General features: G+C 65.4%; 12 protein-coding genes. 7 read left to right on the forward strand and 5 right to left on the reverse strand.

From position 1 onward, the window contains the following. The first annotated feature begins 27 nt into the window (after positions 1–27). Genes FYM52_RS15840 through FYM52_RS15850 form a run of 3 tightly spaced genes read left to right on the forward strand, consistent with a single transcriptional unit; the run spans position 28 to position 2,499 of the window. Positions 28–888: an ABC transporter permease gene (locus tag FYM52_RS15840; RefSeq protein WP_225890651.1), complete on the forward strand. Its 861-nt coding sequence runs from the start codon at positions 28–30 to the stop codon at positions 886–888. Then, positions 881–1,681 (forward strand): ABC transporter ATP-binding protein, encoded by an 801-nt coding sequence (locus tag FYM52_RS15845; protein WP_154164802.1) that lies wholly within the window; start codon positions 881–883, stop codon positions 1,679–1,681. The genes FYM52_RS15840 and FYM52_RS15845 overlap by 8 nt, the downstream gene beginning before the upstream one ends. Beyond that, positions 1,681–2,499 carry an alpha/beta hydrolase gene (locus FYM52_RS15850; RefSeq protein WP_154164804.1) on the forward strand — a complete coding sequence of 273 codons (819 nt, stop codon included), beginning with the start codon at positions 1,681–1,683 and terminating at the stop codon, positions 2,497–2,499. The genes FYM52_RS15845 and FYM52_RS15850 overlap by 1 nt, the downstream gene beginning before the upstream one ends. A 57-nt stretch (positions 2,500–2,556) precedes the next feature. Here FYM52_RS15850 and FYM52_RS15855 read toward each other — a convergent pair whose 3' ends face one another. The 5 genes from FYM52_RS15855 to dnaA form a co-directional block, all read right to left on the reverse strand. Further along, the gene (locus FYM52_RS15855; RefSeq protein WP_043378390.1) at positions 2,557–3,240 is read right to left on the reverse strand and encodes a GntR family transcriptional regulator; all 684 of its coding nucleotides are present in this window, start codon (positions 3,238–3,240) and stop codon (positions 2,557–2,559) included. Positions 3,241–3,324: 84 nt separating this feature from the next. Next, on the reverse strand, positions 3,325–5,112 hold the full coding sequence (gene atzF, locus FYM52_RS15860; RefSeq protein ID WP_154164805.1) for an allophanate hydrolase: 1,788 nt from the start codon (positions 5,110–5,112) through the stop codon (positions 3,325–3,327). A gap of 214 nt (positions 5,113–5,326) precedes the next feature. Further along, on the reverse strand, positions 5,327–7,909 hold the full coding sequence (gene gyrB / locus FYM52_RS15865; protein ID WP_043378395.1) for a DNA topoisomerase (ATP-hydrolyzing) subunit B: 2,583 nt from the start codon (positions 7,907–7,909) through the stop codon (positions 5,327–5,329). A 148-nt stretch (positions 7,910–8,057) separates the two neighbouring features. Further along, the gene (gene dnaN / locus FYM52_RS15870; protein ID WP_042412102.1) at positions 8,058–9,179 is read right to left on the reverse strand and encodes a DNA polymerase III subunit beta; all 1,122 of its coding nucleotides are present in this window, start codon (positions 9,177–9,179) and stop codon (positions 8,058–8,060) included. A gap of 117 nt (positions 9,180–9,296) precedes the next feature. Then, entirely contained in the window at positions 9,297–10,706 is a 1,410-nt protein-coding gene (dnaA, locus tag FYM52_RS15875) for a chromosomal replication initiator protein DnaA (RefSeq protein ID WP_154164806.1), read from the reverse strand. 344 nt (positions 10,707–11,050) lie between these two features. Between dnaA and rpmH the strand changes: the two genes are divergently transcribed. The 4 genes from rpmH (at position 11,051) to yidC (ending at position 13,723) form a co-directional block, all read left to right on the forward strand. Then, the gene (rpmH, locus tag FYM52_RS15880; protein WP_042412105.1) at positions 11,051–11,185 is read left to right on the forward strand and encodes a 50S ribosomal protein L34; all 135 of its coding nucleotides are present in this window, start codon (positions 11,051–11,053) and stop codon (positions 11,183–11,185) included. 61 nt (positions 11,186–11,246) lie between these two features. Continuing rightward, positions 11,247–11,747, forward strand: coding sequence for a ribonuclease P protein component (locus FYM52_RS15885; RefSeq protein ID WP_154164807.1), 501 nt, complete (start codon positions 11,247–11,249; stop codon positions 11,745–11,747). A gap of 3 nt (positions 11,748–11,750) precedes the next feature. Further along, positions 11,751–12,023, forward strand: coding sequence for a membrane protein insertion efficiency factor YidD (yidD, locus tag FYM52_RS15890; RefSeq protein WP_081770599.1), 273 nt, complete (start codon positions 11,751–11,753; stop codon positions 12,021–12,023). After that, complete coding sequence (yidC, locus tag FYM52_RS15895) at positions 12,020–13,723, forward strand: membrane protein insertase YidC (RefSeq protein ID WP_154164808.1); 1,704 nt, start codon at positions 12,020–12,022, stop codon at positions 13,721–13,723. The genes yidD and yidC overlap by 4 nt, the downstream gene beginning before the upstream one ends. Positions 13,724–13,746 lie beyond the last annotated feature (23 nt).

The raw sequence follows: 13,746 nt of genomic DNA on the forward strand, positions 1-13,746 counted from the left end.
CCCCTGCCCGCTTCCGGAATGCCTGCCATGTCGTCTTCGCCCCCCTCTTTCACACCCGCCACGTCCCCGGTGGCACTGGCCATGCCGCCCCAGCCCAGCGCGGCCCGTGTCTGGATGACCACCTGGCTGGTGCCCGCCGTGCTGCCCCTGTTGCTGCTGCTGGCCTGGGACGTGGCCGTGCGCGCCACGGGGACCATGCTGGTGCCTTCCCCCCAGGAGGTGGGCCTGATGCTCTGGGATTTCGCCTTTGGCGGCATCTATGACGACGCCTTCAGCGCCACCCTGCCCACGCACTGGCTGCAGTCCATGTCGCGCGTCTACGGGGCCTTTGCGTTGGCCGCGCTGGCCGGCATTCCGCTGGGCCTGGTGATCGGCAAGAACGCGGCCATCCGCCGCTTTGTGGACCCCACGCTGCAGATGCTGCGCCCGGTGCCGGTCACGGCCTGGTTGCCGCTGTCCATGATCTTCTTCGGCGTGGGCCCGAATGCCGCCATCTTCCTGGTGTTCCTGGGGGCGTTCTTTCCCATCGTCATCAACACCACCTTTGGCGTGAAGTCGGTCGAGCCGCGCCTGTTCGAGGCCGCCGCCATGCTGGGCTGCAAGGGCACGTCCATGTTTCGCCAGGTGGTGCTGCCGGCGGCCATGCCCTCCATCTTCAACGGCCTGCGCCTGGGCCACGGCATCGCCTGGTTCCTGATCGTGGTGGGCGAGATGACGGGCGTGCCCGAGGGCCTGGGCGCGGCCATCATGGACGGCCGCATGCTGTCGCGCACCGACGTGGTGATCGCCGGCATGGTGGTCATCGGCTTCACCGGCTTTGTCACCGACCGCCTGCTGGTCATCCTCAACAACCGTCTGCTCAAGTGGAGCCCGCAACACCATGTCTGAGATCCTTGCCCACCGCACCCCCGCGCCCATCCTGGACATTGCCAACGTCAGCAAGGTCTTCTCCCTGCATGGCCGCCCCATCCACGCGCTCAAGGACGTCAACCTGCAGATCCAGAAGGGCGAGTTCGTCTGCCTGATCGGTGCCTCGGGCTGCGGCAAGTCCACGCTGCTGCGCATCATGGGCGGCTTTGAAAGCGTGTCCACCGGCGTGGCCCGGATGTACCACACGCCCATCAGCGAGCCCGGGCCCGACCGCGGCATGGTGTTCCAGGACTATGGCCTGTTCCCCTGGCTGACCGTGCGCCAGAACATCGCCTTCGGGCCCAAGCAGCGCGGCCTGCCCGAGGCCAAGCTGCGCGAGATCGCCGACCACTACCTGAACATGGTCGGCCTGAGCAAGTTTGCCGACCACTTTCCCCACCAGCTGTCGGGCGGCATGAAGCAGCGTGTCTCGATCGCGCGGGCCCTGGCCAACGACTGCGAAGTGCTGCTGATGGACGAGCCCTTTGGCGCCCTGGATGCGCTGACACGCGAAGTGCTGCAGCAGGAGCTGCTGGACATCTGGGCCAAGACCCGGCTGACCGTGATCTTCGTCACCCACGCGGTCGAAGAAGCCGTGCTGCTGGCCGACCGCGTGGTGGTCATGACCGCCGGCCCCGGCCGGGTGGAGCGCGACTACCGCATCCCGCTGGAGCGTCCGCGCCACATCACGACCCCCGAGTTCAACCGCGTGCGCCAGGAGCTGACCGAACTGCTCAGCAGCCACGTGGCCCACCACGCCAAGGCCGCCTGATGGTGATCGACACCCTGCTCCACCTGCCCCAGGCCGTGCGCGATGCGGCCTATGACAACACCCGTGCCGTGGCCAGCAGCGCCCAGCAGCTGGCGGCGTTTGAAGCGCGCAGCCTGGCCGTGGTGCAGCAGCACGCCGCCGATCTGGACGTGACCTATGGCCCGGGCGCGCGCCAGCGGCTGGATTACTTCCACGGCCCGGCCGGTGCGCCCACGCTGCTGTTCATCCACGGCGGCTACTGGCAGATGCGGCACAAGAACAGCTTCCGCTTCGTGGTGCAGGGTGCCTTGCAGCAGGGCGTGCAGGCGGCCCTGATCGGCTACACGCTGGCGCCCCAGGCCTGCCTCACGCAGATCGTGCAGGAAGTGCGGCAGGGCATTGCCGCCATGCGCCGGCAGGCCCTGGCGGCCGGCGGCAGCGGCCGCATCCTGCTGTGCGGCTGGTCGGCGGGCGGGCATCTGACGGCCCTGGGCCTGGACGGCGACGGGGTGGTGGGCGGCCTGGGCATCAGCGGCATCTATGCGCTGGAGCCGGTGCGCCACACCTACCTGAACCAGGCCCTGCAGCTGACGCAGGCCGAAGTGGACCAGCTCAGCCCGATGCACCTGCCGGTGGTCGACAAGCCGCTGGTGCTGGCGTATGGAACGGCCGAGCTGGCGCAGCTGCAGGCGCAGACCCAGGCCTTTGCCCACTACCGCCAGGCGGCCCCGGGCGCCTGTCTGGCGGTGCCGGGTGCGGACCATTTCAGTATCTTGAATGCCCTGGCCGATCCGCAGGGCGTGGCTCTGCAGGCCTTGCTGGCGCTGGACCGGGCCTGACCCACGCCTGCACCGCGCGGACGGTCGGTCCGCGTTTTTCATAGCTGTCCGCGCAGGTCAGGCGGCCGCTTCCAGCCTTTTTGGCTTGGCATTTTGCAGGGTGTGCAAGGTGATGTTCTTCACCTCGTCGCGGCTGACGCGGATGTGCTTTTGCAGCAGCACCTTGGCCTGCAGCCCGTCGTGCTGCAGCAGCGCGCGCAGGATGCGGCTGTGCTCGTCGTAGGTGACGTCGATGCGGTAGTTGCGCGTGAATTCCAGGCGCCGCACGATGCGGATGCGGTCCGTGATGTCGCGGTGGATGCGCGCCATCTCCAGGTTGCCGCTGGCCTCCATCAGGTCGATGTGGAAGCGCTCATCGATGTGCGACACCGCATGCTGGTCCGTCAGGCGCTCCTGCAGCGGCACGCACCACAGCGCGCACAGCGCGGCCAGGCGCTGCTCCAGGTCCGGCGCCACCACCAGCAGGTCCACGGCCGCGCACTCCAGCACGGCGCGCACGTCGTACAGCTGCTCGAACACCGCGAAGTCGATGCTGTTGACCACCCAGCCCATCTTGGGCATGACCGAGATATAGCCCTCGCGCTGCAGGCGCACCAGGGCCTCGCGCACGGGGGTGCGGCTCATGCCCAGCTGGGCGCCGATTTCGCTTTCGCTGAAACGGTCTCCGGGCACGTACTGAAAATTGTCGAAAGCCTGTCGCAGCTTGTCGTAGGCCATGTTGGCAAGGCTGGTGGGCGCCACGGGCGTCTCCTGCGGAAATGGGGGGATGCGGTTGTATCGGGTGCAGGGTGTGCCTGATTCAGGTGCACGCCCTGCACCAGGGTGTTACGCCGCCATGCAATACGCGCGCCAGCCCCCGAAATGCGTGATGTCCTGGGCATTACCCAGGGCCACGCCTTCGCAGATGAAGCCCTTGACGTGGCGGCCATCTTGCAGCGTGACCGTGCCAATGCCCAGCGGCGCGGGCACACCGGCCACAAAGCGCCCCAGGTTGGCCACGGGCATGTCCCAGACCTCCACGGCGATCGCGGCCCCGTCCTCGGCCCGGGCCAGGCCGGGTTTGGCGGGCACCGTACCGGCCAGCGCATACAGGCGGTAGTGAGGCGCCGTGTGCGTGGCCTCACGGAAGCGCGCCCCGCAGGCCAGCAGTTCGTGGTTCAGCGGCATGCCGCGCAGGTGGGCGCCGACCACGGTCAGCGCAATCGTCTCGCCCTGTGTGGGCACGTGCCAGCGGGGCAGCGTGCCCAGGGTGCGTGTGGGCAGGCCCGTGGCGCCGGCGGTGAGTGGGGTCTGGGCTTCCAGGGCCTGGGCCCAGCGCACCAGATCGGGCTCGCGCCAGGCGGGCGCAATCAGGGTGATGCCGAACGGCAACCCGCTGGGCAGTTGCGCGGCCGGAATGGCGATGGCCGACCAGCCCAGCAGATTCACGAAGTTGGTGTACGTGCCCAGCTCGGAATTGGCGGCCACGGGCTCGGCCTGCAGATCGGCCATGCTGGGGTGGCGCGGTGCCGTGGGCACGCACAGCACGTCGCAGTCCTGCCAGATCTTTTCCGCCTCGCGCTGCAGCGTCTGCAGCTGGTACTGCGCGGCAAAGGTGTCCACGGCATTGAAGCGCTGGTGCACGTCCAGCACCTGGCGGATCACGGGCAGCAAGGCCTCGGGCTGCTGCTCGTACAGGCGGCGCGCACCCACCACCCGCTCGGCCACCCAGGGGCCGTAGTACAGCAGCTGGGCCACCTCGAACAAGGTGTCGAAGGCCAGGGTCTGCACGCTGGCCACCTGGGGCTGCAGCCGCTGCGCAAACTGGGTGAAGGCGGCCTCGTAATCGGCCGCCAGCTGGCGCCCGTCAGGGATCGCCACCCGCAGCTGTGCCAGCGGCCGGTGCGGTGCGATGGCGGGCCGCGCCTGCGAATAGGCATCCTGCGCGTCGGGCCCCTCCATGATGGACAGCGCCAGGGCGCTGTCGGCCACATTCAGGGCCAGCACGCCGATGCAATCCAGCGTGCGGCAGGCGGGCACCAAACCGGTGCCGCTGACGGCACCGGGTGTGGGCTTGATCCCCACGATCTGGTTGAAGCCCGCGGGCACGCGGCCCGAACCGGCCGTGTCCGTGGACAGCGCAAACGGCACCAGCCCGCGCGCCACCACCGAGGCCGAGCCCGAGCTGGAGCCGCCCGAGACCAGCGCGGGATCAAAGGTGTTGGGCACGGCCCCATAGGGCGAGCGCACGCCCACCAGGCCGGTGGCGAACTGGTCCAGGTTGGTCTTGCCCAGCACGATGGCGCCGGCCTGGCGCAGCCGCTGCACGGCCACGGCATCCTGCGCCGCCACATAGGCAAACGCCGGGCAGGCGGCGGTGGTGGTGAAGCCGGCCACATCGATGTTGTCCTTGGCGGCAAACGGAATGCCGTACAGCGGCAGCTGGTCGCGGCCCACGGCGTGCTCCAGGGCCTGCAGCTGCTGCAGCTGTGCCTGCAGCTGTGCCGCCGTGGCGATGCTGATCCACGCCGTGTCATCGGCCTGCAAGGCCTGGCGCTGCTGCTCCAGCAGCGCAGCCGGCGCTGCGCCACCTTGGTAGGCGTGCTTCCAATCGTCGAATGTGCCAATCAGCATGATGAATACCCAGATGTATACAAGATGCGGAGTTAAAGCAGATTGCGTGCCAATTGCAGCGACTGCGTGGCGCGCTGTCTTCGATGAAGTTGCGGCGGGGTGCGACTGCATCGCCCACCAGCCCTGGAGCAGCGGCAGACCAAGAAAAAAGGCTTGAAGCCTTTTGGGGCTCCAAGCCTTGTACTGCTTGCGCAGACAGCTCTGATTTTGGAGATCAGACGTCGATGTTGCCGGCCCGCAGGGCGTTGTCTTCGATGAAGTTGCGGCGGGGTTCAACCTCGTCGCCCATCAGCATGGTGAACACGCGGTCGGCTTCGATGGCGTCGCCGATCTGCACCTGCAGCAGGCTGCGCACATTCGGATCCATGGTGGTTTCCCACAGCTGCTCGGGGTTCATTTCACCCAGACCCTTGTAGCGCTGGCGGCCGGTGGTGCGTTCGGCTTCGCTGATCAGCCACTGCATGGCCTGGCGGAAGTCGCCGACCTTTTCGGTCTTGGCCTTCTCGCCTTCGCCACGCGTGACCTTGGCGCCTTCGGCCAGCAGGCCTGCAAAGCTTTCGGCCTCGGCCGACAGGGCGGCGTAGTCGTGGCTGCGCACGAAGTCCTGCGTGAGGATGGAGCTCTTGATGTTGCCGTGGTGGTGGCGGCTGATGCGCAGGATCGGGTTCTCGCTGACGGGGTCGATCTCGGCGGTCACGGCGGCGGGAACGCCGGTGGTGGTCAGCTCGCGCAGCTTGGCCTCCAGCACGGGGGCGCAGGCCTGGGCTTCTTCCAGGGTGTCCAGCTTGATCTTCACGCCGTCGGCGATGGCGCGCAGGGCTTCCTGGTCCAGGAAGTTGGACAGGCGCTCGATCACGGTCTCGGCGGCCAGGTGCATGTCGGCCAGCTTGGCCAGTTCCTCACCCTCGATGGTGCGGGCGTTGGCACCGCCGGTGTGCACGCTGGCGTGGTTCAGCGCGATCTTGAGCAGGTACTTGTTCAGCGCCGGGCCGTCCTTGAGGTACAGCTCTTCCTTGCCGTTCTTGACCTTGTACAGCGGTGGCTGGGCGATGTAGATGTGGCCGCGCTCGACCAGCTCGGGCATCTGGCGGTAGAAGAAGGTCAGCAGCAGCGTGCGGATGTGGGCGCCGTCCACGTCCGCGTCGGTCATGATGATGATGCGGTGGTAGCGCAGCTTGTCGGGGTTGTAGTCGTCCGAGTTGCTCTTGCCCGAATCGGCGCTGACCTTGCCGATGCCGGTGCCCAGGGCCGTGATCAGGGTGATGATTTCCTGGCTGGACAGCAGCTTTTCATAGCGGGCCTTTTCCACGTTCAGGATCTTGCCGCGCAGGGGCAGGATGGCCTGGAACTTGCGGTCGCGGCCCTGCTTGGCGGAGCCACCGGCGGAGTCACCCTCGACGATGTAGATTTCGCACAGCGCGGGGTCTTTTTCCTGGCAGTCGGCCAGCTTGCCGGGCAGGCCCATGCCGTCCAGCACGCCCTTGCGGCGCGTCATTTCACGCGCCTTGCGCGCGGCTTCACGGGCGCGGGCGGCCTCAATGATCTTGCCGCACAGGATCTTGGCGTCGTTGGGGTTCTCTTCCAGGTAGTCGGTCAGCGTCTTGGCGACGATGTCTTCCACCGGCGCGCGCACTTCAGAGCTGACCAGCTTGTCCTTGGTCTGGCTGCTGAACTTGGGCTCGGGCACCTTCACGCTGAGCACGGCGCACAGGCCTTCGCGCATGTCGTCCCCGCTGACTTCGACCTTGGCCTTCTTGGCCAGTTCGTGGTCGGCGATGTACTTGCCGATCACGCGGGTCATCGCCGCGCGCAGGCCGGTCAGGTGGGTGCCGCCATCCCGCTGGGGGATGTTGTTGGTGAAGCACAGCACCTGTTCGTTGTAGCCGTCGTTCCACTGCATCGCCACTTCGACACCGATTTCGGTGCCGGGGATGCCGCCGTAGGTGTCGGCCGGGCGGCTGCCCGTGGCGTAGAACGAGGTGGGGTGCAGCACCTTCTTGTTGGCGTTGATGAAGCCGACAAAGCCCTGCACGCCGCCGGCGCCGGAGAAGTCGTCTTCCTTGCCATCGCGCTCGTCCTTGAGGCGGATGCGCACGCCGTTGTTCAGGAAGGAGAGTTCGCGCAGGCGCTTGGCCAGGATTTCGTAACGGAACTCGAAGTTTTCCTTGAAGATGTCCTGGTCGGGCAGGAAGTGCACCTTGGTGCCGCGCTTGTCGGTCTCGCCGATGACGCGCATGGGCGAGGTCTCGAAGCCGTCGACCACCTCGATCAGGCGGTTTTGCACGAAGCCGCGCGAGAAGTCGATCTCGTGCACCTTGCCGTCGCGGCGCACGGTCAGCTTGAGCCAGATGGACAGCGCGTTCACGCAGGACACGCCCACGCCGTGCAGACCGCCCGAGACCTTGTAGCTGTTCTGGTTGAACTTGCCGCCGGCGTGCAGCTCGGTCAGCGCGATTTCGGCGGCCGAGCGCTTGGGCTCGTGCTTGTCGTCCATCTTCACGCCGGTGGGAATGCCGCGGCCGTTGTCGATGACGGACAGCGAGCCGTCGGCATGGATGGTGACCAGGATGTCGTCGCAGTGGCCGGCCAGCGCTTCGTCGATGGAGTTGTCCACGACCTCAAACACCAGGTGGTGCAGGCCGGTGCCGTCGGAGGTGTCGCCGATGTACATGCCGGGGCGCTTGCGCACGGCCTCCAGGCCTTCCAGGATCTGGATGGCGCCTTCGCCGTAGCCGGTGTCAGCGGGGGCGCTGGCGGGTGCTGCGGTGGGGTTTTCTGGCTGGTTCTCGTCGGTCATGAAGGTGCCTTACTGCTGCAATAACAGGAGCTGTTTGCGCTTGTATTGCCTGGAAATTACCAATAAATCATTTGAAAAAGAAGCGCTGGCATACGCCAGCTGCTCCTTTTTTGGGATGGACAGGCTAACACGCCGGTCCACGGGCGCATCAGATGCGCATGGGCATGACGACGTACTTGAAGTTGTCGTTGCCGGGGATGCTGACCAGGGCCGAGCTGTTGCTGTCGGCCAGCTCGATCTTGACCATGTCCTGCGACATGTTGGCCAGCACGTCCAGCAGGTAGGTCACGTTGAAGCCGATGTCGATGGTGTCGCCGCCGTAGTCGATGTCCAGCTCGTCCACTGCCTCTTCCTGGTCGGCGTTGTTGGACGCCACGCGCAGCGTGCCAGGCTCGATGGTCAGGCGCACGCCTTTGAACTTGTCGCTGGTCATGATGGCCGTGCGCTGCAGGCTGGCCAGCAGCGGTGCGCGGCCCAGGGTCACGCTGTTGTGGTGGTTGCGCGGGATGACGCGGTTGTAGTCGGGGAACTTGCCCTCGACCAGCTTGGTCACGAACTCCATGCCGCCAAAGGTGAACTTGGCCTGGTTGTTGGCAAACTGCATCTCGATGCGGGGCGAGTTCTCGCCGCCCACGTCGGACAGCAGGCGCTGCAGCTCCAGCACGGTCTTGCGTGGCAGGATGACTTCCTGCTTCTCGCCCACGTCCACGTCCAGCTCGGCGCTGGCAAAGGCCAGGCGGTGGCCGTCGGTGGCCACCAGGCTCAGCGTGTTGCCTTCGGCGACAAACAGGATGCCGTTCAGGTAATAGCGGATGTCCTGCACCGCCATGGCAAACGACACCTGGCCCATCAGGTCCTTGAGCACCTTCTGCGGCACGCTGAAGGCAGGGCCAAAGTTCGCGGCCTCCTGCACCAGCGGGAAGTCCTCGGCCGGCAGGGTCTGCAGCGTGAAGCGGCTCTTGCCGCCCTTGAGGATCATCTTGCTTTGCTGCGACTCCAGGCCCACGGTCTGGTCGCCGGGCATGGTCTTGAGGATGTCGATCAGCTTGCGCGCACCGATGGTGGTGGAAAAGTCGCCGGTGTCACCGCCGAGCTCGGCCGTGGTGCGGATCTGGATTTCCAGGTCGCTGGTGGTGAACTGCAGGGCGTTGCCGGTCTTCTTGATCAGCACGTTCGCCAGAATGGGCAGGGTGTGGCGGCGTTCAACGATGCCGGACACCGATTGCAGGACCGCGAGAACTTTGTCTTGTGTGGCTTTCAGGACGATCATGTCAACCTCTGTGTTTCAGGATGCGGGTCTCTTGTGGATGGGGCAGCCTCCCTCTCGCGGCCACCCAAACCCCCTCATTTTGCCCGGTAGGCCCGGGCTGGGCGAGGGAAAATTCCATCAGCCTTTGAGCGTTTGCTCCAGCACATGCAGTTGCTGGTTCAGCTCGGTCAGCTGTTGGCGCTCGGCGGCAATCTTGCGCACCGCGTGCAGCACCGTGGTGTGGTCGCGGCCGCCAAACAGCTCGCCGATCTCGGGCAGGCTCTTTTGCGTCAGCTCCTTGGCCAGGTACATGGCGATCTGGCGCGGACGGGCAATGCTGGCCGGGCGCTTCTTGCTGTACATGTCCGCGACCTTGATCTTGTAGTAGTCGGCCACGGTCTTCTGGATGTTCTCCACGCTGATCTGGCGGTTCTGGATGCTCAGCAGATCGCGCAGCGCCTCGCGGGCCAGCTGGATGGAGACTTCCTTCTGGTTGAAGCGCGAGTACGCCAGGATCTTGCGCAGCGCGCCTTCCAGCTCACGCACGTTGGAGCGCACGTTCTTAGCCACGAAGAAGGCGACTTCCTCGGGCATCTCGGCGTTCTCGGCGCGGGCCTTGTTGATCAGGATGGCCACGCGCATTTCCAGCTCGGGTGGCTCGATGGCCACCGTGAGGCCGGAGTCGAAGCGCGAGACCAGGCGCTCGTGGATGTTGGCCAGACCCTTGGGGTAGGTGTCGGACGTCATCACGATGTGGCTCTTCTTGGCCAGCAGGGCTTCGAAGGCGTTGAAGAACTCTTCCTGCGTGCGGTCCTTGTTGGCGAAGAACTGGACGTCATCGATCAACAAAAGGTCGAGCGAGTGGTAGCGCTCCTTGAATTCGTCAAAGGTGCGGCGCTGGTAGGCCTTGACCACATCTGAAACAAATTGTTCAGCGTGGATGTAGAGAACTTTGGCGTCGGGTCGGTCTTTGAGCAACTGGTTGCCCACAGCGTGCACCAGGTGGGTTTTACCCAGACCCACACCGCCGTAGATGAACAGCGGGTTGTACAGGTGGCCGGGCGAGGCGGCGACGTGCATGGCGGCCGAGCGGGCCATACGGTTGGCCGTGCCTTCCACCAGCGTCTCGAACGTCAGGGCGGAATTGAGGCGGTTGCGGAAGACGGGCGAGGCCGGTTCCTCCGCGCTGGGGCTGGAGGTGGGCGCTGCGCTGGGGCTGTCGGCGGGCGTGTTGCGTTCGCCGGCATAGGGGCGAACATAGGTGCGCACCACGCTTTCGCGCTGAGCAAGTGCTAACTCCAGTGCCACGGGCTGGCCGTACAGGTCTTCCAGCAGGCCCGCGATGCGCGCGGCGTACTGGGCGCGGATCCAGTCCAGCTTGAAGCGGTTGGCGACATACACCGTCACCTTGGAGAAATCCTCCGCCACGTGCGCGGTCAGGGGCTTGATCCAGGTGTTGAACTGTTGCTCGGGCAGGTCCTGGCCGAGCTGCTCGACGCAGGCCAGCCACAGGCCCAGGCCGGCGTCGTTGGTGGGTTCCTCGGTCATTTCAATCGGAGCGCTTTTTGTGGATAGGAGGAACGGTGATGGGGCTGTGATTGTAGCTTTTCAAACGGTTATCCACAAACACGGACGACTTTTGCACCGGTCTGGTGCGGGGGCGTATTTTGGATCATCTTTAGAGGGTCATTGCAAGAGGTGGCTAACACTGAGATAATTTTGGGTTTCCCTGAATGTGTTCAGGGTGATAAGCCCCGCGCAAAGCTTTTATTTGCGGCCGCTTGCCTCTGGCAGGCGCCTTGCAGATGTGCTTGGCTGGGGGAATTTGGGCAGTGTGCATTCATGAGGAATGCATGGGCCAGTAAAAAACTGAACCTTCTCAAGGAACGAACATGAAGCGTACATACCAACCCTCCAAGACCAAGCGCGCTCGCACCCACGGTTTCCTGGTCCGCATGAAGACCAAGGGCGGCCGCGCCGTGATCAACGCACGCCGCGCCAAGGGCCGCAAGCGTCTGGCCGTCTAAGGCAAGCACGCTTGGCCGACTGCCTGACACCAATCCCTGCTGCATGGCAGGGCCTGTTGTGATGCAACGGCTCAAAACGCGCCCCCAATTTCAGGCAACGCTGTCCGGGGGAACCGTTTCCCGGACGCCGCACTTTGCTTTGCACCGCCTGGTGCTGGGCGCTGCGGATGTTGCCAAGGACGCTGTGCCAACAGGGCCCGGTGCCGTGCTTTCTGAGCAGGCACCGCAGGCCCTGTTTGTCGTGCCCTGGTGCCCGGCGCCCCAGGTGTGGCTGGGCCCGTTGGTGCCCAAGCGCTGGGCCAAGCGTTCGGTGACGCGGCACACCATCAAGCGGCAGATCTATGCCGTGGCCAGCGAATTCGATGCGCAGCTGCAGGCCTTGCCGCCGGCGGCGTATGTGGTGCGCCTGCGTGCCGGCTTTGACCGCAAGCAGTTCATCAGCGCGACCTCGGAGCCGCTGAAGCAGGCGGTGCGTGCGGAGCTGCAGCAACTGCTGGCCCACGCCACGCGCCGCAAGACGCCCAGGCCGGCGGCCGATCCTGCCGTGCAGGACGCGGGCTGAGCCATGGTGCGCGCCCTGCTCATGGCCCTGGTGCGTGGCTACCGCTTTTTCCTGAGTCCGTGGCTGGGCTCGGCCTGCCGTTTTGAACCGACCTGTTCCGCCTACTCTTTGAAGGCGTTAGAGCAGCATGGCGCAGCGGCCGGCACTTATTTGACACTGCGGCGACTGGTACGCTGCCATCCGTGGTGTGATGGCGGGCATGATCCGGTGCCCGACCACCCGCCCAAGCTGTTTACCGGTTTGACCTCCTCTTCCTCACCAAAGAAGTCTTCATGAACGACATTCGCCGCACCATTTTGTGGGTGATATTTGGCTTTTCCATGGTTTTGCTGTGGGACAAATGGCAAATCCACAACGGCAAGCAAGCCACGTTCTTCCCCACGCCCGTGACGGCCACCGCGCCTGCCGAGAGCAAGCCGGCGGAAGTGCCTGCGGCCGTGGCCGCTGCAGCGACGGCGTCGCCCAGCGACGTGCCCGGTGGCGCGGACGCCGCCCCGGTGGCCCGCGAGAAGATCACCGTCACCACCGACGTGATGCGCCTGACCTTTGACGGCCAGGGCGGTGCGCTGGTGCACGCCGAGCTGCTGAAGTACGCCGCCGACGGCGACCACAGCCAGCCCTTCGTGCTGTTCGATGAGAGCAGCAGCCGCGTCTATATGGCGCAGACGGGCCTGATCGGCGGCAACTACCCCACGCACAAGACCGTGATGACGGTGCAGCCCGGCGAGCGCACGCTCAAGGACGGCCAGAACGAGCTGCAGGTGCGCTTCGAGTCGCCCGTGCAGGACGGCGTGAAGCTGGTCAAGACCTTCACCCTCAAGCGCGGTGCCTACGACATCGGCGTGCAGCACGAGGTGGTGAACGCCGGCACGGCCGCCATCACCCCCCAGCTGTACCTGCAGCTGCTGCGTGACGGCAACGCGGTGGACGGCGGCAATGCCTTCTACTCCACCTTCACCGGCCCGGCCATCTACACCGACACCGCCAAGTACCAGAAGGTCGAGTTCAAGAACATCGACAAGGACAAGCTCGACTTCGAGAAGTCCTCCACCAGCGGCTACGTGGCCATGGTGCAGCACTACTTCGCCAGCGCCTGGCTGCTGGGTGACGGCATCCAGCGCGACAACTACGCGCGCAAGGTGGGCGACAACCTGTACGCCGCCGGCATGATCACCCCCGTGGGCACGCTGCAACCTGGCGAGACCAAGACCGTGCAGGCGCGCCTGTTCGCCGGCCCCCAGCTGGAAAAGACCTTGGAAGCCCTGGCCCCCGGCCTGGAGCTGGTCAAGGACTACGGCTGGCTGACCATCCTGGCCAAGCCCCTGTACTGGCTGCTGGACAAGATCCACGGCATCCTGGGCAACTGGGGCTGGTCCATCGTCGGTCTGGTGCTGTTCCTGAAGATCCTGTTCTACTGGTTGAACGCCAAGGCCTACGCCTCGATGGCCAAGATGAAGGCCATCAACCCCAAGATCATGGAGATGCGTGAGCGCCTGAAGGGCAACCCGCAGCAGATGCAGCAGGAGATGATGCGCATCTACCGTGAGGAGAAGGTCAACCCCATGGGCGGTTGCTTCCCCATCATGATCCAGATCCCCGTGTTCATCGCGCTGTACTGGGTGCTGCTGTCGTCGGTGGAAATCCGCCACGCGCCCTGGATCTTGTGGATCACCGACCTGTCGGCCAAGGACCCCTTCTTCATCCTGCCGCTGCTGATGACCCTGTCCTCTCTGCTGCAGACGGCCCTGAACCCCGTGCCGCCCGATCCGATGCAGGCCAAGATGATGTGGTTCATGCCCCTGATCTTCAGCGTCATGTTCTTCATGTTCCCGGCCGGTCTGGTGCTGTACTGGCTGACCAACAACATCCTGTCGATCGCCCAGCAGTGGGTCATCAACACCCGCATGGGCGTGCCCCCGCAGTTCAACCTGCCCAGCTTCAAGTCGGCGCCTGCAGACGCCGGCAAGAAGAAGTAAGCCGCCCCGCTGACATCCCCCAA

The organism is Comamonas sp. CAH-2 (assembly GCF_009668305.1).
Taxonomy (GTDB): domain Bacteria; phylum Pseudomonadota; class Gammaproteobacteria; order Burkholderiales; family Burkholderiaceae_C; genus Comamonas; species Comamonas aquatica.

Coding starts and splice junctions, on each gene's coding strand:
- atzF (WP_154164805.1), bottom strand. CDS start 5,112: ATGCTGATTGGCACATTCGACGATTGGAAGCACGCCTACCAAGGTGGC.
- yidD (WP_081770599.1), top strand. CDS start 11,751: ATGGTGCGCGCCCTGCTCATGGCCCTGGTGCGTGGCTACCGCTTTTTC.
- rpmH (WP_042412105.1), top strand. CDS start 11,051: ATGAAGCGTACATACCAACCCTCCAAGACCAAGCGCGCTCGCACCCAC.
- FYM52_RS15850 (WP_154164804.1), top strand. CDS start 1,681: ATGGTGATCGACACCCTGCTCCACCTGCCCCAGGCCGTGCGCGATGCG.
- FYM52_RS15840 (WP_225890651.1), top strand. CDS start 28: ATGTCGTCTTCGCCCCCCTCTTTCACACCCGCCACGTCCCCGGTGGCA.
- yidC (WP_154164808.1), top strand. CDS start 12,020: ATGAACGACATTCGCCGCACCATTTTGTGGGTGATATTTGGCTTTTCC.
- dnaN (WP_042412102.1), bottom strand. CDS start 9,179: ATGATCGTCCTGAAAGCCACACAAGACAAAGTTCTCGCGGTCCTGCAA.
- gyrB (WP_043378395.1), bottom strand. CDS start 7,909: ATGACCGACGAGAACCAGCCAGAAAACCCCACCGCAGCACCCGCCAGC.
- dnaA (WP_154164806.1), bottom strand. CDS start 10,706: ATGACCGAGGAACCCACCAACGACGCCGGCCTGGGCCTGTGGCTGGCC.
- FYM52_RS15885 (WP_154164807.1), top strand. CDS start 11,247: ATGCAACGGCTCAAAACGCGCCCCCAATTTCAGGCAACGCTGTCCGGG.
- FYM52_RS15845 (WP_154164802.1), top strand. CDS start 881: ATGTCTGAGATCCTTGCCCACCGCACCCCCGCGCCCATCCTGGACATT.